Annotated in this window: 24 protein-coding genes; 10 read left to right on the top strand and 14 right to left on the bottom strand. The window is 67.1% G+C overall.

Features of this window, described 5'->3' with window-relative positions; translation table 11 throughout:
• Positions 1-80: 80 nt before the first annotated feature.
• The 7 genes from AC5RUM_RS03265 to AC5RUM_RS03235 form a co-directional block, all read right to left on the bottom strand.
• Positions 81-1,298 (bottom strand): cytochrome P450, encoded by a 1,218-nt coding sequence (locus AC5RUM_RS03265; protein ID WP_494033579.1) that lies wholly within the window; start codon positions 1,296-1,298, stop codon positions 81-83.
• Complete coding sequence (gene bioD / locus AC5RUM_RS03260; protein WP_494033578.1) at positions 1,295-1,972, bottom strand: dethiobiotin synthase; 678 nt, start codon at positions 1,970-1,972, stop codon at positions 1,295-1,297. The genes AC5RUM_RS03265 and bioD overlap by 4 nt, the downstream gene beginning before the upstream one ends.
• Positions 1,969-3,126: an 8-amino-7-oxononanoate synthase gene (locus AC5RUM_RS03255; RefSeq protein WP_494033880.1), complete on the bottom strand. Its 1,158-nt coding sequence runs from the start codon at positions 3,124-3,126 to the stop codon at positions 1,969-1,971. The genes bioD and AC5RUM_RS03255 overlap by 4 nt, the downstream gene beginning before the upstream one ends.
• An 8-nt stretch (positions 3,127-3,134) precedes the next feature.
• The gene (locus tag AC5RUM_RS03250; protein WP_494033577.1) at positions 3,135-4,544 is read right to left on the bottom strand and encodes an adenosylmethionine--8-amino-7-oxononanoate transaminase; all 1,410 of its coding nucleotides are present in this window, start codon (positions 4,542-4,544) and stop codon (positions 3,135-3,137) included.
• Positions 4,541-4,768, bottom strand: coding sequence for a biotin synthase auxiliary protein BsaP (gene bsaP / locus AC5RUM_RS03245; protein WP_494033576.1), 228 nt, complete (start codon positions 4,766-4,768; stop codon positions 4,541-4,543). Before bsaP ends, AC5RUM_RS03250 begins: the two co-directional genes overlap by 4 nt.
• A gap of 2 nt (positions 4,769-4,770) precedes the next feature.
• Positions 4,771-5,793 carry a biotin synthase BioB gene (bioB, locus tag AC5RUM_RS03240; RefSeq protein ID WP_494033575.1) on the bottom strand — a complete coding sequence of 341 codons (1,023 nt, stop codon included), beginning with the start codon at positions 5,791-5,793 and terminating at the stop codon, positions 4,771-4,773.
• Positions 5,794-5,948: 155 nt separating this feature from the next.
• Positions 5,949-6,563: a hypothetical protein gene (locus tag AC5RUM_RS03235; protein WP_494033574.1), complete on the bottom strand. Its 615-nt coding sequence runs from the start codon at positions 6,561-6,563 to the stop codon at positions 5,949-5,951.
• A 195-nt stretch (positions 6,564-6,758) separates the two neighbouring features.
• Between AC5RUM_RS03235 and AC5RUM_RS03230 the strand changes: the two genes are divergently transcribed.
• From AC5RUM_RS03230 to AC5RUM_RS03205, 6 genes are all read left to right on the top strand, one after another.
• On the top strand, positions 6,759-7,814 hold the full coding sequence (locus AC5RUM_RS03230; RefSeq protein WP_494033573.1) for a hypothetical protein: 1,056 nt from the start codon (positions 6,759-6,761) through the stop codon (positions 7,812-7,814).
• Between the two features lie 444 nt (positions 7,815-8,258).
• On the top strand, positions 8,259-8,960 hold the full coding sequence (locus AC5RUM_RS03225; RefSeq protein WP_494033572.1) for a LacI family DNA-binding transcriptional regulator: 702 nt from the start codon (positions 8,259-8,261) through the stop codon (positions 8,958-8,960).
• Positions 8,961-9,419: 459 nt separating this feature from the next.
• On the top strand, positions 9,420-10,328 hold the full coding sequence (locus AC5RUM_RS03220; RefSeq protein ID WP_494033571.1) for an ABC transporter ATP-binding protein: 909 nt from the start codon (positions 9,420-9,422) through the stop codon (positions 10,326-10,328).
• Positions 10,328-11,248 (top strand): ABC transporter permease, encoded by a 921-nt coding sequence (locus tag AC5RUM_RS03215; protein ID WP_494033570.1) that lies wholly within the window; start codon positions 10,328-10,330, stop codon positions 11,246-11,248. Before AC5RUM_RS03220 ends, AC5RUM_RS03215 begins: the two co-directional genes overlap by 1 nt.
• A gap of 34 nt (positions 11,249-11,282) precedes the next feature.
• Positions 11,283-12,725, top strand: a complete 1,443-nt coding sequence (locus tag AC5RUM_RS03210) for an LLM class flavin-dependent oxidoreductase (protein ID WP_494033569.1) — start codon at positions 11,283-11,285, stop codon at positions 12,723-12,725.
• A complete protein-coding gene (locus tag AC5RUM_RS03205; RefSeq protein ID WP_494033568.1) occupies positions 12,709-13,242 on the top strand; it encodes a flavin reductase family protein in 534 nt (177 codons plus the stop codon). Before AC5RUM_RS03210 ends, AC5RUM_RS03205 begins: the two co-directional genes overlap by 17 nt.
• A 43-nt stretch (positions 13,243-13,285) precedes the next feature.
• On the opposite strand, the gene AC5RUM_RS03200 is transcribed toward AC5RUM_RS03205, so the two are convergent.
• The 4 genes from AC5RUM_RS03200 to AC5RUM_RS03185 form a co-directional block, all read right to left on the bottom strand.
• Positions 13,286-13,603, bottom strand: coding sequence for a hypothetical protein (locus AC5RUM_RS03200; RefSeq protein WP_494033567.1), 318 nt, complete (start codon positions 13,601-13,603; stop codon positions 13,286-13,288).
• 172 nt (positions 13,604-13,775) lie between these two features.
• Positions 13,776-14,390, bottom strand: a complete 615-nt coding sequence (locus AC5RUM_RS03195; RefSeq protein ID WP_494033566.1) for a GNAT family N-acetyltransferase — start codon at positions 14,388-14,390, stop codon at positions 13,776-13,778.
• A 79-nt stretch (positions 14,391-14,469) separates the two neighbouring features.
• Positions 14,470-15,099 (bottom strand): FMN-binding negative transcriptional regulator, encoded by a 630-nt coding sequence (locus tag AC5RUM_RS03190; protein ID WP_494033565.1) that lies wholly within the window; start codon positions 15,097-15,099, stop codon positions 14,470-14,472.
• 19 nt (positions 15,100-15,118) lie between these two features.
• Positions 15,119-16,081 (bottom strand): DMT family transporter, encoded by a 963-nt coding sequence (locus tag AC5RUM_RS03185; protein ID WP_494033564.1) that lies wholly within the window; start codon positions 16,079-16,081, stop codon positions 15,119-15,121.
• Here AC5RUM_RS03185 and AC5RUM_RS03180 point away from each other — a divergent pair.
• Positions 16,080-17,492: an aminotransferase-like domain-containing protein gene (locus AC5RUM_RS03180; RefSeq protein ID WP_494033563.1), complete on the top strand. Its 1,413-nt coding sequence runs from the start codon at positions 16,080-16,082 to the stop codon at positions 17,490-17,492. The genes AC5RUM_RS03185 and AC5RUM_RS03180 overlap by 2 nt on opposite strands.
• 201 nt (positions 17,493-17,693) lie before the next feature.
• Here the strand turns inward: AC5RUM_RS03180 and AC5RUM_RS03175 are convergent, their stop codons facing one another.
• From AC5RUM_RS03175 to AC5RUM_RS03165, 3 genes are all read right to left on the bottom strand, one after another.
• Positions 17,694-18,368, bottom strand: coding sequence for a carboxyltransferase domain-containing protein (locus tag AC5RUM_RS03175; RefSeq protein WP_494033562.1), 675 nt, complete (start codon positions 18,366-18,368; stop codon positions 17,694-17,696).
• Positions 18,369-18,580: 212 nt separating this feature from the next.
• Positions 18,581-18,766: a hypothetical protein gene (locus AC5RUM_RS03170; RefSeq protein ID WP_494033561.1), complete on the bottom strand. Its 186-nt coding sequence runs from the start codon at positions 18,764-18,766 to the stop codon at positions 18,581-18,583.
• 169 nt (positions 18,767-18,935) lie between these two features.
• A complete protein-coding gene (locus tag AC5RUM_RS03165; RefSeq protein WP_494033560.1) occupies positions 18,936-20,294 on the bottom strand; it encodes an MFS transporter in 1,359 nt (452 codons plus the stop codon).
• Between the two features lie 438 nt (positions 20,295-20,732).
• Between AC5RUM_RS03165 and AC5RUM_RS03160 the strand changes: the two genes are divergently transcribed.
• Genes AC5RUM_RS03160 through AC5RUM_RS03150 form a run of 3 tightly spaced genes read left to right on the top strand, consistent with a single transcriptional unit; the run spans position 20,733 to position 24,939 of the window.
• Positions 20,733-21,491 carry a LamB/YcsF family protein gene (locus AC5RUM_RS03160; RefSeq protein ID WP_494033559.1) on the top strand — a complete coding sequence of 253 codons (759 nt, stop codon included), beginning with the start codon at positions 20,733-20,735 and terminating at the stop codon, positions 21,489-21,491.
• Positions 21,488-23,206 carry a 5-oxoprolinase subunit B/C family protein gene (locus AC5RUM_RS03155; protein ID WP_494033558.1) on the top strand — a complete coding sequence of 573 codons (1,719 nt, stop codon included), beginning with the start codon at positions 21,488-21,490 and terminating at the stop codon, positions 23,204-23,206. Before AC5RUM_RS03160 ends, AC5RUM_RS03155 begins: the two co-directional genes overlap by 4 nt.
• Entirely contained in the window at positions 23,203-24,939 is a 1,737-nt protein-coding gene (locus AC5RUM_RS03150) for an acetyl/propionyl/methylcrotonyl-CoA carboxylase subunit alpha (protein WP_494033557.1), read from the top strand. The genes AC5RUM_RS03155 and AC5RUM_RS03150 overlap by 4 nt, the downstream gene beginning before the upstream one ends.
• The last annotated feature ends 16 nt before the right edge of the window (positions 24,940-24,955 follow it).

Raw genomic sequence — 24,955 nt, 5'->3', positions numbered from 1 at the left:
GGAACAACAGCACGGGGTTTTCAAGCGCTGCGGCGGTACCTAAGAATGGCCAAAGCAGCTCGACCGTGACCTACAACCTGTCACCCCGGCCTGTTCGTTACCGTGACGGTCCGTGGCGCTTGGAAGGACAGGAGCCGGATCCATTCGGGCTCATGGTCCAGCAGCCGGATTCCCGGCAGAGCGGCGGCGGTTTCCTGGACGGTGACGGACGCCTCGAGTTCTGCCAGCTTGGCGCCGAGGCACCGGTGGATGCCGGATCCGAAAACCAGGCCGAAGGGGGACCGCGTGTCCCTGCCCGGCGTGCCGGGCAGGGAGGACTCGGCCGGTGTCGTGATGTGGTTCGCGGTCAGTTCGAGGAGGATCTCGGTGCCGGCCGGAATCAGGTCCCCGCCAAGCAGTGTGTCCTCCGCGGCCACGCGGCGCCACGTGGGAACCGACGATTCGGTGGCAAGGACGTGCCTGACAACGGACCTCGAGCCCTCCGCCGAGGCCGCGTCCTTCCACTCCAGTGGCGCGGATCCCTGCAGGAGCCGGAACAGCGTGGTGCTGATCAGCTGGGTGGTTGTTTCCTGGCCGGCGATCAGCAGGAAGTAGCCGAGCGAACACATTTCCGGCCTGGAGAGCCCGTGCTCGGACAGCGACTTGAACAGGTTTCGTCCGGGGGCAGCCACGGACTCGGCGACGAGCCGGCGCAGCCAGACGTAGAAATCGGCGGCGCTGCGGGCGAGCTCGAGCTGCCGGTCCTCGCCGGGCCATCCCCAGAACAGTTCCATGGAGTCCAGGCCCCACTTTTTGAGGGCTTCCAGGTCCCGTACGGGCAGCCCGAGGAGTTCGAGCATGACGACGGCGGGCGGGAACGCCGCCACCGCCTGCACGAGGTCCACCTGGCCGGACGGCTCCAGCTGCGCGGCAGCGTTCCCCGCCGCTTCCCGCACGAGTTCCCGGATACGCGGCTCCATGGCCGCGACCTTCGCCGGCGTGAAATAGCCCGCCACGACCTTCCGGATCCCCGCATGCGTGTCGGTATCGTTGCTGGCCAGGACCGGAGGCAACGCGAAGCCCACCCGCTGCAGCACCCGCAGGGCGGGCCCCGCAAGCGGCGTCACGGCAATCAGGGCATTCGCGGGACTGAAGTCGGAGGGTCGGTGCAGCGCTTCCCGAACTACGTCCGGGTCACGCACCACCAGATAGGGGCACCGGGCCTGGCCGGAGCGCTCCGCTGGCTCCTGGCGTTCCGCTGGCTCCGGGCTTTCGGTGAGCGGCTCCGCGGATCCTGCCGGGGACAACGCCGGGCTCATGCGGACAGGCCGTTCAGCCAGGTGCCTGCTTCGGCACGGAAGGTGGCCGGGGAGAGTGCCGCGGCCTGCTCGGGAATGACGCCGAGCAACGGCACGCCCAGTGATCCGAGCACCTGCCGGTTGCCGATGTGCACAAAGTCCGGGTCGGCGGGCCAGCTGCCGAGCACGATCCCAAGGGTCCGAAGGCCCCGGGCCTCCAGCGCCTCAAGGGTCAGGTCCGTGTGATTCAGCGTTCCCAGGCCCGGCCGGGCGACGAGCACAAATGCCGCTGCCAGGAGCGCCCCGAGTTCCGCCAGGGTGCCGCCGTCGGTGTCCAGCTTCACCAGCAGGCCGCCCGCGCCCTCAACCAGGACATGGTCATGGCATGCGGCAAGGTCGCGGATCTTCTCCGCGTGCGCAGCCACCCCGGGGAGCTCCGTCCCGTCGACGGCGGCAGCCGCCACCGGGGCCAGGGGCTCCCGCAGCACGACGCCGGTTTGTGCTGACACGGCCCCGGCCAACCGGACAATTTCGGCGGCATCGGAATCACCCACGGCGGCTCCTGACTGGCAGGGCTTGTAGACTGCTACGCTTCGACCCTGCCTGTTAAGGGCAGCGGCGAGGGCCGCCGTCGTTATTGTCTTGCCGACTCCCGTGTCTGTTCCCGTGACCAGGATGATGTCCGGCAGGTTCATGGCAGTTCCTCCAAAATGCTGCGAAGCACCGCGCAGCTGTCTTCGATTTCCTGGGGTGTCAGGGTGGCGCGTGCGGTCAGCCGCAAACGCGAGACTCCGTCCGGGACGGACGGCGGGCGGAAGCAGCCGATCCGGACGCCGGCTGTGCGGGCGGCGTCGGCCGCTGCCAGGGCAGATTCGGCGGACGGCATGGCGATGGAGTGGACGGCGCTGGACGTCGGACAGACGGTGGCGCCGCGCGCTGCAAGGGCAGGGGCGAGTCCGGCGGCAAGCGCCGCCGCGTTGCTGTGGACGGCTGCCGCCCGCCAGGGTTCGTCCCGGATGATCCGTACCGCGGCGAGGGCTGCCGCTGCGGAGGCGGGCGCGAGGCCGGTATCGAAAATGAAGCTCCGGGCCCGGTTGATGAGGTGTTCGCGAAGCAGGGCGGATCCCAGGACGGCTCCGCCCTGGCTGCCCAGGGCCTTTGACAGCGTCGCGGTGACGATCACGTTCGGATGCCCGGCCAGGGCGGTCCCTGCCACCGAACCGCGGCCCTGAAAGCTGCCGCTGCCTATGACGCCGAGGCTGTGCGCCTCGTCAACCAGCAGCACCGCATCATGCTGCTCGGCCAGGCCCAGCAGGTCCGGCAGCGGGGCTTCGTCACCCAGCACGCTGTACAGGGATTCGACGGCGATGATCGCCCGGGGCTCCGTCCGGTCAGCCAGCAGGCGGCCGGCCGCCGCGAGGTCGTTGTGCATGAACGATTCCGTGCGTGAGCGGCTGAGCCGGAACCCGTCGATCATCGAGGCGTGGCACTGTTCATCCGCGACCATCAGTGTCCCCGGCCCGCCCAGCGCGGTGATCACACCGACATTCGCCAGGTAGCCGGAGGAGAACACCAGTGCCGTCTCCATGCCGGCCAAGCGGGCGAGCTCCTGCTCGAGGTCCAGGTGCAGCTGCGTGGTCCCGGCCACCAGCCGCGAGGATGTGGCACCTGAGCCCCACCGCGACGCGGCAGCCGCGGCAGCGTCCGCGAGCCGCGGATCCGCGGACAGGCCCAGGTAGTCGTTGCTGGCCAGGTCGATGAAGTATTCGCCGGCGGCGCGGGGGAGCGGACGGCGGACCAGGCCCCGGCGGTCCCGGACTGCGGCCTGCCGCTGGAGCCACTGCGTCATCGAGGTGCTCATGCTGCACCGCCGGATCTTGTTGGGACGCACTCCCGCGCCGGGGCGCGCCCGTGGACTTCGGCCTCATGGACTTCGTGCCCATGGATTTCGGCGACGGCCGCCGTCATGCCTGCAGTGATCTGTTCGATGTCAGCCGCCGTGCTGACGTATGGGGGCATGGTGTAGACGAGGTTACGGAAGGGGCGGACCCAGACGCCGTGCCGGATGGCCGCGGCAGTGACCGCTGTGACGTCGACGGCGTCGTGCAGTTCAATGACTCCGACTGCGCCGAGGGCGCGGACATCGCGGACGGCCTCGAGTTCCAGAGCGGGGGCCAGCCCGGCCCCCAGTCCCGCGCCGATCCGGGCGACGTCGGCACGCCAGCCGCCGCCGTCGATGATGCCGAGGCTGGCGTTCGCCACCGCACAGGCCAGCGGATTTCCCATGAAGGTGGGGCCGTGGAGGAGCGCCCCCGACGGGCCGCCGGACACAGCGGCTGCTATATCCGCGGTGCAGAGCATCGCGGCAAGCGTCAGGTACCCGCCGGTCAATGCCTTGCCCACGCACATGATGTCCGGAACGACGCCGGCATGGACGGCCGCGAAAAGCTCCCCGGTGCGGCCAAAGCCGGTGGCGATCTCATCGAAGATGAGCAGCAGCCCGTGCCGGTCCGCCACCTGGCGCAGTGCTGTCAGGCATTCGGCCGGGTAGGCGTGCATGCCGCCGGCTCCCTGGAGGAGCGGTTCGACGATGATCGCGGCCAACTCCCCGGAATGTGCGTCCGCGAGGCCCCGCAGCTCCGACGCCCACGCCTGCACCGTTTCGGGTGTCGCGGAAGCAGCGGCAGGGGGACGGGGCGCAAACACGTTGCCGGCGAGCAGACCCGGAAAGGCGGAGTGCATGCCGTCCACGGGATCGCACACGCCCATCGCCGCAAAAGTATCGCCGTGGTACCCGCCGCGAAGGCTCAGGAACCGCTGCCGCGATGGCATACCCGATGCGGTCTGGTACTGCACCGCAAGCTTCAGGGCAACTTCCACCGAAACCGAACCGGAGTCGGCCAGGAACACGCGCTCCAGGCGGGACCGGCCCGGCGCCGACGGGGCCATGTCCACCAGGCGCTCGGCGAGTTCCACGGCCGGGGCATGGGTGAGGCCGCCGAACATCACGTGGCTGAAGCTGTCCAGCTGCCGCTTCGCGGCGGCGTCCAGCACAGGGTGGCGGTAGCCGTGGATCACCGACCACCACGAGGACATCGCATCCACCACCTCATGCTGCCTGCCGTCGTCCCCGCGGAGCCGCAGCCGCACGCCGTCGGCCGCCTCCACTTCCCACAGCGGAAGGTCCGGGGAAGCCGGCGCGTAGGGGTGCCACAGCCGTGCGCGGTCCCGCTGGATCAGTCCCGCCGGCGCCGAAACCCGTGTCATCTGGCAACCACCCCGTGGCGGGAACATTCCGCCGTCCAGCCCACCGGTGTCACCTGGACTTTCATGCGGCGCCGGCAGGCGGCGCAGTAGCGCGGCGGTTCCATCGCCAGGCGCTCGGCGCAGCGGTGGTGAACGTTCGACGCCGGGCCGTCGCCGCCGTGGGACGGCTCGCCGCAGAGCCCGCAGAACTGCGCCGGACCGGTGGTTGAGCTTAGCGAGACCATGTTTACAGAGACTTCTGGAGTTCCTTGATGGGCATGTTCAGCTCGACCAGCAGGTTCAGGTCGGCGGTGGCGGGGCGTCCCAGGGTGGTGAGGTAGTTGCCCACGATGACCGCGTTGATGCCGCCGAGGAGGCCTTCACGGGTGCCGAGATCGCCAAGTGTCAGTTCGCGCCCGCCCGCATAACGCAGGACGGTGTGCGGCATGGCGAGCCGGAACGCTGCGATGGCGCGGAGGGCGTCCTTGCCGTCCATGATGCCCTGGTTTTCGAGCGGGGTCCCGGGCCTCGGGTTCAGGAAGTTCAGCGGAACCTCGTGCGGCTCGAGGGCGGCGAGCTGGGCCGCGAGTTCGGCCCGCTGTTCCAGGGACTCGCCCATGCCGATCAGGGCGCCGCAGCACAGTTCCATGCCCGCGGCCTTGACCATGTTGCAGGTCTCGAGACGTTCCTCGTAGGTGTGGGTGGTCACCACCTCCGGGAAGTAGCTGCGGGCCGTTTCCAGGTTGTGGTTGTAGCGGTGGACACCCCACTCTGCGAGCTGGTCGACCTGCCGCTGGGTGAGCATCCCCAGCGAGCAGGCGATGTTGATGTCCACAGCTTCGTTGATGCGGTCGATCGCGAACTTGATCTGGTTCATGAGCTTGATGTCGGGGCCGCGGACCGCGGCGACGATGCAGAACTCCGTGGCACCGGTGGCCGCCGTTTCCTTCGCCGCCTTGACCAGCTCGGGGATGTCCAGCCAGACTCCGCGCACGGGGGAGTCGAAGAGCCCGGACTGGCTGCAGAAGTGGCAGTCCTCGGGACAGCCGCCCGTCTTGATGGAGATGATGCCCTCCACCTCGACGTCCTCGCCGCAGTGGCGCAGCCGGACCTCGTGGGCCAGCTGCAGCGCAGCGGGGATGGCTTCATCGGGCAGGCGCAGGACGTCCACCAGCTGGTCCTGCGTCAGGCCCCGGCCCTCCTCGAGGACCTGTTGGCGGGCGGTTTCGAGAATTTCGTATTGTGCGGGGAGTGCTGCCTGGATCGTCATTGATGGTCCTTTGCGCTGACTAGCTGCGGATTTGCCTCACAGCCGACGCTAGTTTTTCCATGACGACGGGATTTTGTTGGGTGTCTACAAGAGAGCAGGCCGGGCTTTGGTGACGGCCCGCACCCTGTCACCCAACGCTCTCAGCCGGGCCCGCCTTATGCCGATAGCCGGTTCGGGCCGCCGAGCCAGTAGAGGGCGATGTCGACATCTCTGGCAGTCCAGGTGTGACCGTGCCGCTTCGCGATCGACCGCAGATCTTCCACGAACTCCATGTAGCGCTTGTACCTGCCGGGCGCCGCGGTGAGCGTACGGCCCAAGGACTCCAGCCCGGCGTTGGCGCGCCGGTCATATACTGCCATCCGCAAAGGCGCTGCGGCCAGCAGAAGAGCTGACGCGTAGGCGTCTCCCTTTTCGAAGCCAGGCAAGGGCGACAGCGCGCCCCGGCCGGCAGAAGCCGCTTTAGGTACGGAGAGCGAGAGGTCGTTCACGGCAGCCACAGCCCGCTCCGTCACCGCCCGCACTTCCAAATCCTGCATTTTCATCAGGTCCCGGACCCATGGCGTATCCGCACGGAGCCGTTTCCAGAAAAGCAGGGCCCCCATATCTGCCTTACCGATGCTGGCGGTCGCCTTAATTCGATCAGCGACTTCGGTGAGCACCTCGTCGTACGCCGGCGAGGTTGCTGCCATGTAGGCGGTGTGGGCTGCGCGCAGCGTTTCCCAGACTTGCGAGTCGGCCATAGCGCGGGGTGTTTCGTCCTGCTTATCCATAGTTTGAAGCATGCCACCCGTACCAAGACCCCTGGTGAAACTATGGTGAACAGTTCAGTAGCGACCAAGGGCCGGTGCGGGTGGCGCTTGTGGAACCGTGTTCATTTCCGCGTCGCCTTGCCTTCCCGTGCGTGTGGCTTGCGGCGGCTAGCTTCGCCCTCATCACCAACCCAACACGATGTGACGGAGCATGCCATGCCAATTCCTACACCTGCCCGAATCCTGGGTGCCGCTGCTGCACTTTCTCTCCTGTCCTCCTCCGCTTTCGCCGGCGCCGCCGTTGCCGACGATCAGGGCCGCCAGCCTAACCCGGACTCTTTCTCCTTCGGCGTGATCGGCGATGTGCCTTACGGTGCCGAGCAGGTTGACCGCTTTCCGCAGATGGTCACGGAACTGAACACCCAGGACGAGCTGCGCTTCGTGGCACACCTGGGAGACATCAAGGCAGGATCGGCCGAGTGCAGCAACGAATACTTCGCCGCCATCAAGGCCCAGTTTGACCGCTTCGAGGCTCCGCTGGTCTACACGCCGGGCGACAACGAATGGGTTGACTGCCACCGCGTCAACAACGGTTCCTACAACCCCTTGGAGCGCCTGGATGAACTGCGCGAGCTGTTCTTTGCCGAGCCTGGCAAAACACTCGGCGGAAACATGCCCGTGAAGTCGGCTGATGAGGCGGGGCTGCCCGAGAACGTCACCTTTGCAGAGCAGCGTGTGGCCTTCTCCGTCGTCAATGTCCAGGGATCGAACAATTCGCAGCTCCCATGGACCGGGCTTGGACTTGACGAACCCACTACCGAGCAGCTCGCGGAAGTCCGGTCCCGGACGGCGGCGGACGTCGCGCAGCTGAAGCAGACGTTTGCCGACGCCCGGCGGACCAACGCCCGTGCCGTCGTGGTGATGACGCAGGCCGATATGTTCGATCCCTACATGCTCTCCCAGGGAGTAACGGAGAACCCCGAGCTGGTCAGCGGCTTCCGGCCGATTGTCGAAGCCATCGCGCAAGGTTCCCGGCAGTTCGGCGGGCAGGTCTACCTCTTCAACGGTGACTCCCACATCTACAACGACGACTCGCCCCTGGCTGCGGGATCGCCCTGGCTTGAGGTCTACGGCCAGGAAACCGTGGGCAACCTGCGCCGCGTGACGGTGGAAGGCGCGGCCGCGTCCAACGAATGGCTGCGGGTCACCGTTGCTCCCAACGCGTCAAACGGAGAGGCGCTCAGCTGGGAGCGTGTGCCGTACAGCTCCTGAACGGAGCCGCCCTATAACGGCAAATAGGACGGCAATAACCAGGGAGTGCCGGGCATGGGCGTCCCACGCGTGGTGGCGGCGCACCACCAATTCGGGTGGGCGGGTCGGCGCCCCGGAGCTCTCCTCCAAGGTTTTCAGAACCCCGACGGCGCACTATGAACTCTGTTCGACGGACAGATAGTCGTGCAGGCTTGGAGGAAGTCATGGCCGCCCGGACACCTTGGTCCCATAGCCACATACTTGCCGCGGAGGGCGTATTTTCCGGCACGTCCGCCATGTGTGTGCCCATGCCGGCCTGGGATTCAGGGGCCGGGGCGCTCTACACCCCAGCGTATAAAGCCGGCCGTCCGGGGATGTGACGATGGATTTGCCTGATGACGCCGACGGCACGGCTGGGACACTGCTCGAACCATCACTGACCATCCACACAATGACGGCTGAACTATGAAAAATGGATCAAACCCGACTATTCGTGACGTTGCCGTTCAGGCCAAGGTCTCGCTGACCACGGTGTCTTACGTGCTGTCCGGACGGCACGGCGGCACGACCAGGATCAGCCAGGCCACCCACGACCGGGTGATCGCTGCCGCCGCCGAGCTCGGGTACGTGCCGAACCAGGCAGCCCGGGGCATGCGCCTGGGCCGGACAGACCGCGTCGCCATTGCCATCGGCGACCTGGAGTGGCCGCCGGACCGCGCCCTGGCCGCGGCGGCCGCAGTCATCCTTCCGAAGCACGGCTACCAGGCAGTCATCATTCTAGGCGGCGCATGGCGGCAGTTCATGCTGTCCGGCGGTGCAGACGGAATCATTGTGGGCGCCCTGCCGCCCCACACGGCGGACGACAAAACTGTCAGCGAACTCGCCAGGCGCGGAGTCGCACAGGTGATCATTTCAGCGGCCATGCAGCCCGCCGGCTTTGACGTACTGGTCCCCAGCGTCGCTGATCCTGCAGCGGCCGGCGCGGGGGCGGAGCCGATTTCCGAGCTGGCCGTGGACATGCTCGTGGACCGGCTGGCCGGAAATGCACCCGCACACGGTGTCCGGGTTGCCGCGCCAAGGCGGCTGACGATGCGAGGAGCCTCCCTCGACGCTTACCGCGAGGCTCCTTCCGGCGCCGGTGCCTTCTCACGGATTGCCCGCACGTGAGCCCTGCCGCACCTAGGCGCCGCCACACCTAGGACGTCGCCGCACCTTGGCGCCGCCCGCATCAAAGCATGAACGGCTAGCCGCGCAGTGCCTGGTGTAACAATCGGGAGTGCCGGGCAGCTTTTCTGCCCAGCACTGCTGCGGGATGCCTTCTGACGTCTCCAGTCACGCCCCGTAGCCCTCATTAACGTCCGCGACACATTGACCGGCAGAGGGGCATACATCCCCTGCTGCGGAAGCGAATACGTCGCCATATGTACCCCTTCTTACGGCCTGTTGCGCTGTGTGACCGAAGGGCACCCGTGCGGCGGGAACCGCTTCCTGACGCGGCGCATTACGTCCGGTTTCCCCTCATGACCAGCCTCTTCAGCCCCGGATTCATCTCTGCTCTGATGGTGGACACGAGCCAACCACCGGCACTACGACGACGCCAGACGACCTGCTGAAGGGAACCCATCCATGACCTCCGGTACCGGCCCCATACCGAAAATCAGCCTGCAGAACATCACCAAAAAATTCACCGTCAGGCCAACCAAAGAGAATCCGGAAGGGTCTGTCCTGACTGCCCTCGACGGAATATCCCTCGACGTTTCCGCGGGGGAATTCGTTACCCTCGTTGGCCCGAGCGGCTCAGGCAAAACCACGCTCCTCGACCTGCTTGCCGGCCTGAGCAAACCGGACAGCGGCAGGGTTCTCGTGGACGGCAGGGAGGTCACGGGACCTGGCCGGGACCGCGCCGTCGTTTTCCAGCAGTACGCCCTCTTCCCCTGGCGGACCGCCGCCGCGAATGTCTCCTTCGGCCTCGAAGGACCGGGCAGCGACGGGAAACGCCTTAGCCGGAGGGACCGTGCCCGCAGGGCCAGCGAATACCTGGAGCTCGTGGGCCTGGGCGGTTTTGAGGACCGGTACCCGCACGAGCTGTCCGGCGGAATGAAGCAGCGCGTGGCGATCGCCCGGTCCCTGGCCTATGAGCCGGACGTCCTGCTCATGGATGAGCCCTTCGCGGCGCTCGACGCCCAAACCCGCGAGCAGCTTCAGGAGGAACTGCTGCGCATCTGGTCCACCACGGGCAAGACCATCATCTTCATCACCCACGGCATTGACGAGGCCGTCTACCTGGGCCAGCGCGTCGCGGTCCTCAGTTCCCGTCCGGGCCGGCTCAAACAGATTGTGGACATCGATCTGGGCGAGCGGTCCGGGGATGAGGACGTCCGCTCCAACGCGGCGTTCGTCGAGCACCGGCACCAGGTCTGGTCGCTCCTGCACGACGAGGTCCGGCGGGCACAGCAGGCCGGCCACGCGAAGATCCAGCCGGACGGTTCAGCCCCTGACGAGGCACCGGTCCCCTCCACCGGAAAGGCAGCATGATGAGCACTTCCACCCTGACCAAAAACCAGCAGACCGCGGCCGATACCTCGGGCCCTTCAGCCGCCACAGCGGACGCCGCACAAGGGAACCGGCCGGTTGAAGGGCCACCAAAGGTGGCCGCCGCCAGGTTCCGCTCCGGCGCCCGGCACGCGGGGCGCATCCTCTGGGCATCGGGTGCCATCCTTCTGTTCCTGCTGCTGTGGGAGCTCGGCCCCACGTATCTGGCACCCGCCTCCACGCGGGTGTTCCTCCCGCCGCTGCATGTGGTGCTCGAAGCCCTGGCATCCCTCGTCGAGAAGGGCCAGCTGCAGAACCACCTGGCGGCAAGCCTGAGCCGCTCGGCCAGCGGCTTCGGCATCGCAGTGGTGGCGGCCGTGGCCCTGGGGCTGCTGGTTGCCTGGTACCGGTCCCTGGACAGGTTCCTGAATCCGCTCCTGGAGGTCTTCCGGAATACGGCCGCCCTGGCGCTGCTTCCGGTCTTCACGCTGCTCCTTGGCATCGGGGAAACCTCCAAGATCAGCATCGTGGCCTACGCGGCGTTCTTCCCCGTGCTGCTGAACACCATCGCCGGCGTCCGCACGGTGGATCCGCTGCTCATCCGGGCGGCCCGCTCGCTCGGACTGTCCAGCTTCCGGCTGTTCCAGAAGGTCATCCTGCCCTCGGCGGTACCTACCATCTTCACCGGAATCCGCATGGCCGGAACGTCCTCCATCCTCGTGCTCATCGCGGCCGAGATGGTCGGGGCCAAGGCGGGCCTGGGATACCTGATCGTGAACTCACAGATGAGTTTCCTCATCCCGGAGATGTACGCAGGAATCCTGACCGTCTCGCTGCTCGGCCTGCTGGTCAACTACCTGCTCGTCGCCGTCGAACGCCACTTCTCCCGCTGGCGCACCGCTGTCGGATCGCAAGCCGCCTAACGGCGCCCACTCCCATACGGTAAGGAACCAACCCATGACTGCATCCAAACGTGAAGCGGCCGACGGCGGGCGCCAGCTGCATCTGAACGCCTTCCTCATGAGCACCGGGCACCACGAGGCGTCCTGGCGGCTGCCCGAAACCGACAGCTTTGCGGGCACGCAGCTGGCGCATTTCCAGCGTCTGGCGCAGACGGCCGAACGGGGGACCTTTGATTCGATCTTCTTCGCCGACTCGCCCGTGCTGCACGGCGACGTGCGCCAGCGCCCGTACGGCACGCTCGAGCCTACGCTGCTGCTGAGCGCCATTGCGGCCGTCACGGAACGAATCGGGCTGATCGCCACGGCCTCCACCACGTACAACGATCCGTATAACCTTGCCCGGCGCTTCGCCTCGCTGGACCACATCAGCGGCGGGCGCGCCGGCTGGAACGTGGTGACAACCGCCGGCGAAGCGGCGGCGCGGAACTTCTCACTGGAGGACCAGCCGGCACACTGGCGCCGCTACGAGCGGGCCGCCGAATTCCTGGACGTGGCGCGGAAGCTCTGGGACAGCTGGGAGGACGGCGCCACCGTCGGGGACAAGGCTGCCGGGCTCTGGGCGGACGGCTCCCGTGTCCGCGCAGTAAACCACGCCGGGCGGTACTTCCGGGTCCAGGGGCCGCTGGACGTGCCGCGGCCGCCGCAGGGCCATCCGCTCATCGTTCAGGCCGGCTCTTCAGAGGATGGCAAGGACTTCGCGGCCCGGTACGCCGAGGCGGTGTTCACCGCGCAGCAGACCCTGCCGGAAGCCCAGCGGTTCTATGCTGACCTGAAAAAGAAGGCCGCCGCCGTCGGAAGGGATCCTGAGACCATCAAGGTCCTGCCGGGCATCGTCCCCATCATCGGATCCACAGAGCACGAAGCGCGCCGTCTGGAACGGCAGCTCGACGACCTCATCCACCCCGAGCACGCGCGGAAGCAGTTGGCCGGTGTCCTGAGGGTTTCCCCGGAATCCCTTCCGCTGGACGCACAGCTGCCGGAGGACCTCCCCTCCGAGGACGCCATCGAGGGGGCCAAGAGCAGGTACACCCTGATCGTGGACCTCGCCCGGAGGGAACGCCTTACAGTCCGGCAGCTCATCGGGCGGCTCGGCGGCGGCCGCGGCCACCGGACCTTCTCCGGCACACCCGAACAGGTTGCCGACGCCATCCAGGGCTGGTTCGAGAAGGGGGCGGCGGACGGCTTCAACATCATGCCGCCCGTGCTTCCGTCCGGACTGGACGCGTTCGTGGACCACGTCGTCCCGATCCTGCGCACCCGGGGCCTCTTCCGCCACAGCTACTCCGGCACGACGCTCCGCGAGCACTACGGTCTGGCCCGGCCGGAGAACGCCCATGCGGAAAACGCCCATGCGCCCGCCCACGCAGGCGGCGCCCATGCGGAAAACGCCGCCCCATCAGACCTGACGAAAAGAGAGCTCCTTGTATCCGAACCGTGAGCCGTCGAATAGCGTCCTGAGCCGTGACCTGGACCAGGCCTCCCTGCGGGAAGCCTTCGGGCACGTCCCGTCCGGGGTGGCAGCGCTGTGCACTCTCGTGAACGGGGTGCCGCAGGGGATTGTTGCATCCACCTTCACCGTGGGCGTCTCGCTGGATCCGCCGCTGGTGATGTTTGCCGTGCAGAACATCTCGAGGACCTGGCCGCTGGTCCGGGCCGGCGGGCGGATCGGCGTCTCGGTCCTCGCCGCTTCGCAAAGCGCGGTGTGCCGGCAGATTGCGTCGAAGTCCGCGGACCGGTTCGCCGGTGTGGGGCTCACCGCCACGGAGCCGGGAGCCGTTTTCCTGGACGACGCCGGCCTCTGGCTGGACTGCTCGGTGGAGAGCGAAGTCCCGGCCGGGGACCACACGGTTGTCCTGCTCCGTGTCCACGGGACCGCCGTCCGGGACAACAGCCGTGACCCGCTCATCTTCCAGGGTTCGGAGTTCCGGAGCCTGGAGGTTCCGAGCTACGTTTGAGCGCTGCTGGGTTTCGAAGCCACAGCGGCCATGCGCGCATGTGTCAGCTGGCGGCGGCGTAGTCGCGGACGGCGGCTTCGTCCATCGTGAAGCCGCACTGGCAGCGGTAGGTGACCGGCTGCTCGGCCGGGGCCGGCTGGCCCAAGGAAAGCCCGTCCACGTGCAGCGGCTGGCGCGAGGAAACCTCATTCGGGTCCACCAGCTCCATGGGCCTGCGGCAGTGCACCCGGGAGCTGAAGGTGGTCATCAGCCCGGTGTCCAGGGCTGATAGCGTTTCATCGCCTGGGCCGGCGGCAGCGCCGGCCCAGCCCGCCCACGCTGTCTTCTTTGTGGCGTCCGGGCGTTCGTTCAGGGTAATCATGTTCATTCCTTTGGGCTTTTCACGGGGCTGCCGGCTTGGGCGGGCCCCGCCGCGAACTGCTTGCGGGAGTAATGCTTACCCGGTAAGCAAAGCATGCTTACTATTCGCGGCGCAAAACGGAGCGCCGCTCTTGGCTCCCCGGCGAACAGGCGCGGCGCGCCGCGAAAACCCGCTAAGGGAAGTCGATCCGCATCACGGCGCGCCGCGGAGTGGGCCGGCTGACCTCCGAGAACCCGGCATCGGTGAAGATCCCGCTGCTGCCGACATAGAGCTCGCCCCAGGAGTACTCCTGCCCGGGCCGGGTAACGATCGGGTAGCCCTCGATGGCCCGGGCGCCGCGCTCGCGGGCGAACTCGACGGCGGCGCCTGCCAGCGCGCGGCTGACACCCCGGCGCCGGAAGCCCGTGCGGGTGACGAAGCAGGTTACTGCCCAGATGGCGTCGTCGGTCCTGTCTTCGTTCCGGTCGGCCCACGGGACGCGCATGCGCAGCATGCGGATGTAGGCAGTACGGGGCTCCACGGCGCACCAACCGGCGGGCTCGCCTCCGAGGTAGGCGATGAGACCGCTCGTCGCCCTGGCGTCGGGGTTCCCGCGCCCTGCCTGCGCGTGCAGGCGCGCGGCGAGCTCCTCGACCGGAACGGATCTCCAGTCCTTGTCCCGGATCTTGAACCACTGGCACATGCAGCGGGAAGCCTCACCGCGCGTGCCCATGACGGCCTTCAGGTCATCCCAGGACGCTTCATTCGCGGGCACAATGCGGATGTCATTCGCCGGCTCCTGTCCCATTCCTCGGTACCGCCTCTCCGAATTCCGGCTGCTGCTTCGCGGCCGGTGGACACGACGTTGCCAGTGCACTCCGTGGACGTCAAGGGCGGTTTCGCCGTGCCCGTTCGACGTCGGCGGCGGCCTCCGCCTGCCCAAGGGCGCCGAGCCCCGCCACAACCCCGTCAATGTCGCAGTCGGGCCGGTTCTGGCTGAGCTTGGTCTTGGCCTCAATCCTCGTGATGAGCAGCTCGATGCCGACGATGGCGCGCAGCTGTCCTGCAACGTAGCGCTCCGGGGCATCGTCCACGCTCCACGGCCGCTCTGATCCCGCTTCATGGAGATCGGTCAACTGCCTGACATGGTTGCCCAGCCAGGCAGGGTCGTCATGGATCGCAAGCCTGCCGTACACATGCGCCGTGGAGTAGTTCCACGTCGGCACAACCCGTCCGTGTTCGGCCTTCGATGCGTACCAGGACGGCGAAATATAGGCGTCCGCGCCCTGGAGGATGACGAGTGATTCCCCGGTTGCCGGTTCAGAGCCCTGAGGGTTGTTGCGGGCAAGGTGTCCCTGCAGTGCGCCGTGTTCACCGACCGAGGGATCGTAGACGAAAGGCACCATGGTGGCGAGCAGGCCCCTTGGGGTCATGGTGACCAGATTGGCCGCGGACGGCCGGGTGAGGAGGTTGTGTATCGCGTCGGGGCCGGCAGTGAAGTGGGCTGGGATGTACATGGTCTCTTCCTGTGGTTCGTTAGGGAACGTGGTGCAGATCATCGGGGCGCGGTGGTGCCGGCTGCGGGCGGAGCCGGACGCGGACTGCAGCGGCTGCGCACAGAATGACGGCGACGCCTCCGGTGATGGTGGTCCAGGTCAGGGTCTCGCCGAGCAGGAGTCCGGCCCAGCAGATGGACAGCACGGGCTGGACGAGCTGAACCTGGCTGACTTGGGCCAGCGGACCAATGGCTAGGCCGCGGTACCACGCGAAAAATCCCAGGAACATGCTGACGACGCCGAGGTAGGCAAAGGCCGTCCACTGGGCCGGAGTCGCGGATGGGGGCTGCTGGGCAACGGAGAGCGCCGTCAGGATCACCATGAGCGGTGATGCGAGCACGAGAGCCCAGGAGACGGTCTGCCAGGCGCCGAGTTCGCGGGCCAGCAGGCCGCCTTCGGCGTATCCGATGGCCGCGGCCGCGACGGCGCCGAGGAAAAGGAGGTCCGCCCAGTGCAGCTGCCCGAAGCCGCCGGATTGGGCGAAGGCGAAGACGATCGCCGCCAGTGCGCCCATGGCCGTCACGGCCCAGAAGGCTGCAGGCGGCCGTTCGTGCGCCCGAAGGACGGCCGCGGTTGCCGTCGCGGCGGGCAGCAAGGCGATGACGACGGCGCCGTGACTGGCGGGCGCGGTGGTGAGGGCGAATGACGTAAGCAGCGGAAAGCCGACGACGACTCCGGCGGCGACCACGGCCAGCCGTGCCCACTGTGCCCTGCGAGGAAGGCGCTGCCGGGTGAGGGAGAGCGCGAAGACGGCGAGGGCCGCCGCCACCACCGCGCGGCCGGAGCCGATGAACAGCGGGGAAAGCCCCGCCACGGCCACGCGCGTGAACGGGACGGTGAACGAGAATGCCGCTACTCCGAGGAGGCCCCACCACAGTCCGCTGCGCGGACTGGACGATACCACTGGGCGAATCAGCGTAGTAGCGCTACTATTGTCTCTCATGAACAACGATAGCAGTTCCCGGATTGCAACGCGACTGCGGGAATGGATCTCCAAGGCCGCGCCCGGCGCCAAGTTGCCGTCCACGCGGTCCCTGGTCGCTGAGTACCAGGCCAGCCCGGTCACGGTGCAGAAGGCGCTGCAGACCCTCACCGCGCAGGGCCTGATCGAGAGCCGGCCCGGCGTGGGAACGTTCGTGCGGGCAGTCCGCACTGCCAGGCCATCGGACTATGGCTGGCAGACGGCGGCCCTGCGCTCACCGCTGACGCCGCTTCCGTCGCCCTCCACCACCATGCGCGACGTGGCGAATGACGCCATCGCCTTCCATGCCGGCTACCCGGACCGGGAACTCCTGCCCGAACGGCTAGTGCGTGCCGCCCTCACCCGCGCAGCGCGCGGCGACGCGGCGGTGTCCCGCCCGCCCGCCGCCGGCCTGCCGGAACTGCAATCCTGGTTCGCCCATGAACTCGGTGCCTCGACGCCGGCCGGAACCACGCCGCCGAACCCGAGCGACGTCGTCGTACTGCCGGGAAGCCAGAGCGGGCTGAGTTCCATCTTCAGCGCCCTGGCGGGCCGCGGGCAGCCCCTGCTCATGGAATCGCCGACGTACTGGGGCGCCATCCTGGCGGCGGCGCAGGCAGGGGTCCGCGTTGTCCCGGTGCCCAGCGGACCGGACGGCCCGGACCCGGCGGAACTGGCCCGGGCTTTTGACGAAACCGGCGCCCGCCTGTTTTACGCCCAGCCGAACTACGCGAACCCCACCGGTGCGCAGTGGGCCGCGGGGCGGGGCGAAGAGGTCCTGGATGTGGTGCGCGCGAAGGGTGCGTTCCTCGTGGAGGACGACTGGGCGCACGACTTCGGCATCACCACCAATCCGGTGCCCGTTGCCTCCCGCGACGACTCCGGCCACGTGGTGTACCTTCGCTCGCTGACCAAGAGCGTGTCCCCGGCCATCCGCATCGCCGCTGTCATCGCGCGCGGCCCGGCACGTGAGCGCATCCTCGCGGACCGCGCGGCCGAGTCGATGTATGTCAGTGGCCTGCTCCAGGCGGCGGCGCTCGACGTCGTGACGCAGCCCGGCTGGCAGACGCACCTGCGCAGCCTGCGCCACCAGCTCCAGTCACGCCGCGACTTCCTGGTCACCAGCATGCGCGAGCATGCCCCGCAGGCGCACATCGAGCAGGTACCCAAAGGCGGCCTGAACCTCTGGGCCCGCCTGCCCGACGGGACCGACCTCGAACGGCTGACCCGCGACTGCGAAAGCGCCGGGGTCATCATCGCCGCCGGGCGGGAGTGGTTCCCGGCCGAGCCGGCGGGCCCGTTCATCAGGCTCAACTATTCGGGACCGAACCCGGGTGCCTTCCCGGAAGGCGTGCGCATCATCGGCCAGTGCATCGAACGCAACGCCCTCTAGGACCCGGGCGAAGCCCCGGCTTTCGCCTTCGGCTTCAGGACCGCCGAAAAGATGGTCCAGTGCCTCAAAACCGGTGCCGTCGGCAGAGTCCATCAAGTGTCCATTCGACGCAATGGGCTGCGGGTGACAGAATTCCGTGCGTTCTGGTGCGCATTGCAGGTTCCTGAAGCGCCGTTACGCGGCTCCGCATGGATCAGCTCCTTACTGGACCTGTTCCTGCTGCTGACGAAATCGTATCCGGTCCCCGACCCGAAATGACGCTGTTTCCGGCGCCACGCACTCGGGCGGAATGTGCCCGATGACCAGATCGCGCGTCGTCATTTCGTGCGTCTTGACGCTGAAGCCTTCGCTTGAGAGCGTCAAGGCTCCGCGAGGCACTTTGCGCGGGCTCTCACGCGGATGGTGTCCGGTCTGCAGACGGGGGAAGTCCCTCCTGAACAGCTGCGGTGACACGCCGGGCATGCTGAAGTCCTCGATGATGTATGTCCTGCGGGTCAGGCGGGTAAGGAATGCCTCGGCGGTGAGGCCGTTGGCGGTGGCAGCCAGCTGGATATCGTTCTCTTCTTCGCCCCCGCACAGGAGGGGCCAGTCAAAGTGCTGCAGCGGTTGGGAGTCTTCCGGCCGGGCCACGGTGGACTCCAGTGCGATCAGGGCTGCCTTCATCGATGCCTGGCTCCATTGGGAGGGGTCATAGTCGACCAAGAGCGAGCGGCCGATGGATGTGACTTCTTCGACGCCGGGAAGTCCGTATGATTCCATCGATTTTTGAAGGGCCAGGATCTTGCGCCTGACGGCGAGGGCATCAACGCCGCCAGCTATGGCGGTTGTCTGGGCTGCGCCGGAGCGGATCACCGTGAACGTCGGTGAGAATCTCATGGGTTTCTTTTCCTTTCTTGGCAGGGAGACTTTTGGGGCTTCAGGCAAGTGTGGCCAGCTGGGTTCCAGCCTGGACATCGTCTCCGGCCGCAACAATGGCTTGGAATTCTGTCTCGCTGTGCGCTGAATGATGAAAACCAGGGGCCTCCCAGTTGCGAGGATGAGAGGCCCCTGGTGGTCTGAAAGTTCCTGTCACGGCAGGAAAGGGACTGTTATCCGGCGTACGGGTCGGCGATGCCGATGTACCGGGTGTAGAGGTATTCCTCGATACCCTCCAGGCCTGTCCGTAATGGCACAGCGTCCCGGATCGCCCCGGTCCGGACCAGCTGACTGCCCCTGTGGATCTCGACTTCAGCACCGATTGGGCGGCCGCAGTCAACGCCTCGGTAGGGCTTCATGGCGCTTCTTTCCTCTGTTGGGAATCACTCAAAGTCTGGCCGGACCGGATATCCGAGGTGGATAGGAGCTAGTCGGTTTCCGGTCCCTCGCAGTAATGGCAGCCGTCTTCACAGCCAACCTGGTCGGAGGGGAGCCGCGGAACAGCCAACCGCGTGATTCTGACTGCGGTCACTTGGCGCCCACGTCGGCCATGCCTGGGGTTTGCAGGTATTCTTCGTCTTCGGTGACGTTGGAGTCACGGCCGAGGGCAAGGCCGACCAGGGTCAGCAGGCACGCGACGCTGAGGTATATGGCAACCGGGACCCAGCTGTTGTAGGTGCTCTGCAGCAGGGTGAACATGAACGGTGCGATGGCGCCGCCGATGATGCCCGCGAACGTGTAGGCCAGCGAGCTGCCCGTGGAGCGGAGCCGCGGCGTGAACTGCTCGACGACGAAGGCGGCCTGCGGTCCGTACATGAAGGAGTGGCACAGCAGCCCCAGAACGGTGCCCACCACAAGCATGACCGGGGATCGTCCGTCGAGGACGATGAAGAACAGGTAGGCCCAGACTGCGGCGGCCACGGCCGCGATGCCGTACACGAGCCTGCGGTTGATGCGGTCAGAGATGGCACCGGCAAGCGGCATGGTGAAGAGCTGGAACGCCGAACCCACCAGTACTGCCACGAGCACCTGGCCGCGGTCGAAGCCCAACTCCTGAATGCCGTAGGTCAGGGTAAAGACGGTGCACAGGGCGTAGGTCACGTCCGGGCCGATGCGGCTGAGCATGGCGGCGATGAGCGGCCGGCGCTGGGTGGTGAGGACTTCCCTGATCGGCGCCTTGGGCTTGTCTCCCCTGGCTTCCATGGCCTTGAAGATGGGCGTGTCCTCCAGCTTCAGGCGGATCCACAGTCCGAAGGCCACCAGGAGCGCGGAGATGAGGAAGGCAATCCGCCAGCCGAATTCGAGGAACGCTTCTTCCGAGAGGGAAAGCGTCAGTACGGCCAGGGCGCCGTTGGCCAGCAGGTTGCCGGCAGGCGGACCGATCTGCGCCGCCGAGGCCCAGAAGCCGCGGCGGTTTGGGTCGCCGAATTCGCTCGACAGCAGAACCGCGCCGCCCCATTCCCCGCCCACGCCCACACCCTGGGCGAACCGCAGGAAGACAAGGATGGCAGGGGCGATGATGCCGATGTTGTCGTACGTGGGCAGCAGACCGATGAGGAAGGTGGCCACGCCGATCAGCATCAGGGTGAAGACCAGGATCTTCTTGCGGCCGATCTCATCTCCAAGCCGGCCGAAAATGATGCCGCCGACGGGACGCGAGATATACCCGACTGCGTACGTCGAGAACGCAAGCAGGGTGCCTGTGACCGGGTCCGACGCGGGAAAAAAGATCAGCGGGAAAACGATGGCAGCGGCGGCGGAGTAGACCGCGAAGTCGTAGAACTCCAGCGCGGTGCCGGTCAGGCTTGCCGCGAATGCCTTGTACATGTCCTTGCGCCCCACAACGGGTGTGGCGGGCCCGGAGGCCAGTACGGATTGGTTGGCCATTATTTATCCTCCATGAAGAGTGGATGTCATCCGCGAGCGGATGGGCTTGGGGGTCCGCGTCTGTCCGGGCTCGCGGGCTGGCAAGTGGGTGCATAGGCCGGATAGGCGGGGTCGGAATATGGAAGTCGAAACTTCACCGAGCACTAGATTGTTGAACAATCTGTTAGTGGAGTAATCTACGCGACATAGATCACACCGTCAAGGGCCTAATTCGAGCGGGCCCTGGACGCACTGTTTCGAGCACCGATGTGTCGTAGACCATTGCTCCTAGGCGGGAGCGTCGGGGACGGGCCGCGAACCTGCCGGACGCGCGCCGTCACGGAAGCGCTTCCCATAGGGCTCCGCGTCGAGAATCGCCTCACGCCGGATTCCGATTGTTGAACAATCAGAGGAAATCAGGCATGATGGATAAAACATCCATTTTGAGACGGGGATCACATGCCTTTCATCGACTTGAACAGTGACGTGGGGGAATCTTTCGGGAACTGGACCTTGGGCGAGGACGCCGCGATATTAGGCCACGTCTCCAGCGCCAACGTTGCCTGCGGCTTCCACGCGGGCGATCCCAGCACGATTGCCAGGACGTGCCGCGAAGCCGTGACTGCCGGAGTGACAATTGGTGCCCATGTTGGTTATCGGGATCTGGCCGGCTTCGGCCGACGCTTCCTCGACTGTTCGGCCAGTGAACTGGCCGATGACGTCCTCTATCAGCTGGCGGCGCTTCAGGCCATGGCCAGCGCAGCCGGCTCGGAGGTCAAATACGTCAAACCCCACGGAGCCCTATATAACGCGATCGTCCATCATGAGGTGCACGCCAAAGCCGTGGTCGACGCCGTGCACGCGTTTAGTCCCGGGCTGCCAGTGCTTCTCTTGCCAGGTTCGGTAGCGCTTGCCGAAGCTGAACGGCGCGGGCTCCGTGCCGTGAGGGAGGCATTCGCGGACCGTGCCTACAACCCGGACGGCACATTGGTTTCACGGCGGGAAGCAGGGGCCTTGCTTCACGACAATCAGGCCATCACCGAGAATATGGTCCTCCTTGCGACCGAAGGAAAGGTTGTTGCCCTCGATGGCTCCGTCCTGAGCATGGACGCGGAGAGCATCTGCGTCCACGGCGATACCGCCGGCGCCGTCGCCATGGCAGGCGCCGTCCGCCAAGGCTTGGAAGACGCAGGCGTCGCTATCAGGACATTCGTATGAGCATCGAAGGCATCCGTCAGGCAGGGCCCCGCGCACTCCTGGTTGAACTGACAGACCTCAACTCCGTGCTGGCGCTCCACGCCCGTCTGATCGCTGAACCCTTGCCGGGGCAGCTTGACGCCGTCGCCGCGGCAGCCACGGTGCTGCTCAAATTCGCTACGGCGGCCGAAGCCAGGGCCGCGTCGGCCGCCGTCCCGCAACTGGACCTCGCTTCGGCGGGCCGCGGCGGCGGCCGAGAGGTCACAATCGAAGTGGTGTACGACGGCGAAGACCTGCCAGAGGTGGGGCGGCTAACGGGCCTAGGTGTCGATGGCGTCGTGGCCGCTCACACCGGCCAGTGCTGGACCGCGGCCTTCGGTGGCTTCGCGCCGGGATTCACCTACCTTGCGGGCGAAGACGGCCGACTGGCTGTGCCCCGGCGGAGTTCTCCCCGCACCGCGGTCCCAGCCGGTTCCGTTGCACTGGGAGGCGAATTCTCCGCCGTCTATCCCCGCCAGTCGCCAGGCGGCTGGCAGCTGATCGGGCATACGACGGCGGTTATGTGGGACCTTGGCCGTGTATCCCCGGCGCTGGTACGTCCCGGAGACACCGTGCGGTACGTTGCCGCGCGTCAGGCTATCGACCTTTCCGCGCTCGGGGCGCCCAAAATCTTAGATGGCACCCAGGGGGCAGAGCCTGACGTGGCAGCAGAGTCCGAGCGCGGGGGCCTCCTGGTGGAGGCCCCCGGCCTGCAGTCACTCATCCAGGATCTCGGCAGACCCGGACTCGGCGATCTGGGAGTGTCGGCGGCAGGATCTGCTGATCAACAGTCGGCACGGCAAGCCAACCGGCTGGTGGGCAACCAGGCAACTTCAGCCGTCGTTGAGAACGTTCTTGGAGGCCTGGCCCTGCGCGCCATCGGTGACCAAGTACTGGCCGTCACCGGCGCTCCGGTGCCCCTGACTATTTCGGCTGGCCGGGCCCTGACGCCCGGAGCACCTGGCGTTTCATCGCCTGCCACCACACGCCACCCTTCCCTGTGCGCCCCGTTCGCCCTTCTCGACGGCGAGGTGCTGAGTCTGGGTGTGCCGAAGACCGGGCTGCGAACCTATGTCGCTGTTCGGGGTGGAGTGGACGTTCCACCGGTTCTCGGCAGCCGTTCCACTGACTCGATGTCCGGCGTAGGACCCGCTCCGTTGAACGTCGGCACGCGGCTGCCGGTGGGCCCCGTGCCTCCCTTCCAGCTGGTTGGCTCGCCTGAATCCTCGACTCTTCGCCTGGACGGAACCCATGCCCGCCTGCGCGTCACGCTCGGACCGCGTGACGACTGGTTCGACAACAGCGCCGTGCAAACGCTCACCGGCCAGGACTGGGTTGTCACCGAACAATCCAATCGCATCGGCCTGCGGCTGACACCCCGCAGTGGCACCGGCAACGGGAGCGTCCTGGAACGCAGCCGCGGCGGCGAGCTGCCAAGCGAAGGCGCGGTAGTCGGTTCGCTCCAAGTCCCGCCCAGCGGAGAACCCGTCCTCTTCCTTGCAGACCATCCGGTTACGGGCGGTTATCCGGTGATTGCCGTCGTCATACCTGAGGATCTCCCGACAGCCGCGCAACTGCCGCCGGGCCACCACGTGCGCTTTACCGTGGTGGACCCCCAGAGCCTTGAACCCCTCGCAGCCCCCACTAGCCCTAACTCCGGCGATGCCGGCCCCGCCCCCGAAGGAAACCCGTCATGAAAAAAGTCCTGATTGCCAACCGCGGCGAGATCGCGGTGCGGATCGCCCGCGCCTGCTCTGACGCCGGGCTGCAGTCCGTGGCCGTGTACTCCGACCCGGACGCTGACGCCCTGCATGTCCGGGCCGCGGACGAGGCCTACGCACTCGGCGGAACGACCGGGGGCGAGACCTATCTCGACATCGCCAAGCTGCTCGGCGTGGCCCGCCGGGCCGGCGCGGACGCCGTCCACCCCGGCTACGGATTCCTCTCCGAGAACGCCGACTTTGCCGAGGCGGTCATTGACGCCGGCCTGACCTGGATCGGCCCCTCCGCCCAGTCCATCCGGGATCTCGGCAACAAGGTGACGGCGCGGGACATCGCCGTCCGCGCCGGAGCCCCGCTGGTGCCGGGCAGCGACGGTCCGGTGGCAAACGCCGAGGAAGTACTGGCGTTCGCCCAGGAATACGGCCTGCCGGTGGCCATCAAGGCCGCTTTCGGCGGAGGCGGCCGAGGGCTGAAAGTGGCCCGACGGCTCGAGGACGTGGAAGACGCATTCGAGTCCGCCGTGCGCGAATCAACCGTCGCGTTCGGCCGCGGCGAGTGCTTCGTTGAGCGGTTCCTCGACCAGCCCAGGCACGTCGAGGCCCAGATTATCGCCGACACCCACGGCAACGTCGTCGTTCTCGGCACCCGCGACTGCTCGCTGCAGCGCCGCAACCAAAAGCTCGTCGAGGAAGCACCGGCTCCGTTCCTCACGGCCGAACAGCGCTCCGTGATCCACGAGTCGGCCAAAGCAATCTGCCGGGAGGCTGACTACCACGGGGCCGGGACCGTCGAGTTCCTCGTGGGCAAGGACGGGATCATCTCCTTCCTGGAGGTCAACACCCGCCTGCAGGTGGAGCACCCCGTGACGGAAGAGACGTCCGGCGTGGACCTGGTCCGCGAGCAGTTCCGGATCGCTTCCGGCGAAGTCCTGACGCTGACCTCGGACCCTGAGCCCAGAGGCCACGCCTTCGAATTCCGGCTCAACGCCGAGGACCCGGCGCGGGGCTTCCTCCCGGGCCCCGGCACCGTTGAAGTCTTCGAAGCCCCCACCGGCCCCGGTATCCGCGTCGACTCCGGCGTCCGTTCCGGTTCCGTGGTCCCGGGCGAGTACGACTCCCTGCTGGCCAAGCTGATCGTCCACGGCGAGGACAGGCCTCAGGCACTCCGCCGCGCAAGGGCCGCGCTGGACGAGATGCGAATCCAGGGGCTTCCCACCGTCCTGCCGTTTCACCGTGCCGTGGTCCGCCACCCGGCGTTCACGGCGGAGGACGGCCTGGGCGTCCACACCACCTGGATTGAGAACGAGTTTGCTGAACCCCTTGCCGCATCGCCGGAAATCGCGCGCAGCGCACCGGAAGCCGCCCGGAACACCATCACGGTGGAGCTGGACGGCAAGGCCGTCCAGCTGGGCCTTCCGGCCCGGCTTTACGAAGCCCTGATGAGCGGCGGGGGAGGATCCGCCGGTCACCACTCGACTGACGCAGAAGCAGAGGACGACGCCGACCTCGCCTCGCCGATGTCCGGCTCGCTCGTGAAGTGGCTCGCCGAGACCGGTGACGCCGTGCAGGCCGGACAGCCCATCGCCGTGCTTGAGGCGATGAAGATGGAAACCGTCGTGCCGGCTCACCGCAGCGGCACCCTGACCCGGGGCCAGCAGGCGCCGGGAACCGCCGTCGGACGTGGAGAAGTCCTGGCCAGCATCGGGTAGGCCCGGCGAGCATCGG

The organism is Arthrobacter sp. B2060, from assembly GCF_059090445.1.
Note: the sequence above shows the minus strand (reverse complement) of the source record. Positions and strands in the feature narration are given on the sequence as shown.

What these genes read in the sequence shown, in the direction of transcription:
- AC5RUM_RS03265 (WP_494033579.1), bottom strand. Translation starts at nt 1,298, where the DNA reads ATGAGCCCGGCGTTGTCCCCGGCAGGATCCGCGGAGCCGCTCACCGAA.
- bioD (WP_494033578.1), bottom strand. Translation starts at nt 1,972, where the DNA reads ATGAACCTGCCGGACATCATCCTGGTCACGGGAACAGACACGGGAGTC.
- AC5RUM_RS03255 (WP_494033880.1), bottom strand. Translation starts at nt 3,126, where the DNA reads ATGACGCAGTGGCTCCAGCGGCAGGCCGCAGTCCGGGACCGCCGGGGC.
- AC5RUM_RS03250 (WP_494033577.1), bottom strand. Translation starts at nt 4,544, where the DNA reads ATGACACGGGTTTCGGCGCCGGCGGGACTGATCCAGCGGGACCGCGCA.
- bsaP (WP_494033576.1), bottom strand. Translation starts at nt 4,768, where the DNA reads ATGGTCTCGCTAAGCTCAACCACCGGTCCGGCGCAGTTCTGCGGGCTC.
- bioB (WP_494033575.1), bottom strand. Translation starts at nt 5,793, where the DNA reads ATGACGATCCAGGCAGCACTCCCCGCACAATACGAAATTCTCGAAACC.
- AC5RUM_RS03235 (WP_494033574.1), bottom strand. Translation starts at nt 6,563, where the DNA reads ATGGATAAGCAGGACGAAACACCCCGCGCTATGGCCGACTCGCAAGTC.
- AC5RUM_RS03230 (WP_494033573.1), top strand. Translation starts at nt 6,759, where the DNA reads ATGCCAATTCCTACACCTGCCCGAATCCTGGGTGCCGCTGCTGCACTT.
- AC5RUM_RS03225 (WP_494033572.1), top strand. Translation starts at nt 8,259, where the DNA reads ATGAAAAATGGATCAAACCCGACTATTCGTGACGTTGCCGTTCAGGCC.
- AC5RUM_RS03220 (WP_494033571.1), top strand. Translation starts at nt 9,420, where the DNA reads ATGACCTCCGGTACCGGCCCCATACCGAAAATCAGCCTGCAGAACATC.
- AC5RUM_RS03215 (WP_494033570.1), top strand. Translation starts at nt 10,328, where the DNA reads ATGAGCACTTCCACCCTGACCAAAAACCAGCAGACCGCGGCCGATACC.
- AC5RUM_RS03210 (WP_494033569.1), top strand. Translation starts at nt 11,283, where the DNA reads ATGACTGCATCCAAACGTGAAGCGGCCGACGGCGGGCGCCAGCTGCAT.
- AC5RUM_RS03200 (WP_494033567.1), bottom strand. Translation starts at nt 13,603, where the DNA reads ATGATTACCCTGAACGAACGCCCGGACGCCACAAAGAAGACAGCGTGG.
- AC5RUM_RS03195 (WP_494033566.1), bottom strand. Translation starts at nt 14,390, where the DNA reads ATGGGACAGGAGCCGGCGAATGACATCCGCATTGTGCCCGCGAATGAA.
- AC5RUM_RS03190 (WP_494033565.1), bottom strand. Translation starts at nt 15,099, where the DNA reads ATGTACATCCCAGCCCACTTCACTGCCGGCCCCGACGCGATACACAAC.
- AC5RUM_RS03180 (WP_494033563.1), top strand. Translation starts at nt 16,080, where the DNA reads ATGAACAACGATAGCAGTTCCCGGATTGCAACGCGACTGCGGGAATGG.
- AC5RUM_RS03185 (WP_494033564.1), bottom strand. Translation starts at nt 16,081, where the DNA reads ATGAGAGACAATAGTAGCGCTACTACGCTGATTCGCCCAGTGGTATCG.
- AC5RUM_RS03175 (WP_494033562.1), bottom strand. Translation starts at nt 18,368, where the DNA reads ATGAGATTCTCACCGACGTTCACGGTGATCCGCTCCGGCGCAGCCCAG.
- AC5RUM_RS03170 (WP_494033561.1), bottom strand. Translation starts at nt 18,766, where the DNA reads ATGAAGCCCTACCGAGGCGTTGACTGCGGCCGCCCAATCGGTGCTGAA.
- AC5RUM_RS03165 (WP_494033560.1), bottom strand. Translation starts at nt 20,294, where the DNA reads ATGGCCAACCAATCCGTACTGGCCTCCGGGCCCGCCACACCCGTTGTG.
- AC5RUM_RS03160 (WP_494033559.1), top strand. Translation starts at nt 20,733, where the DNA reads ATGCCTTTCATCGACTTGAACAGTGACGTGGGGGAATCTTTCGGGAAC.
- AC5RUM_RS03155 (WP_494033558.1), top strand. Translation starts at nt 21,488, where the DNA reads ATGAGCATCGAAGGCATCCGTCAGGCAGGGCCCCGCGCACTCCTGGTT.
- AC5RUM_RS03150 (WP_494033557.1), top strand. Translation starts at nt 23,203, where the DNA reads ATGAAAAAAGTCCTGATTGCCAACCGCGGCGAGATCGCGGTGCGGATC.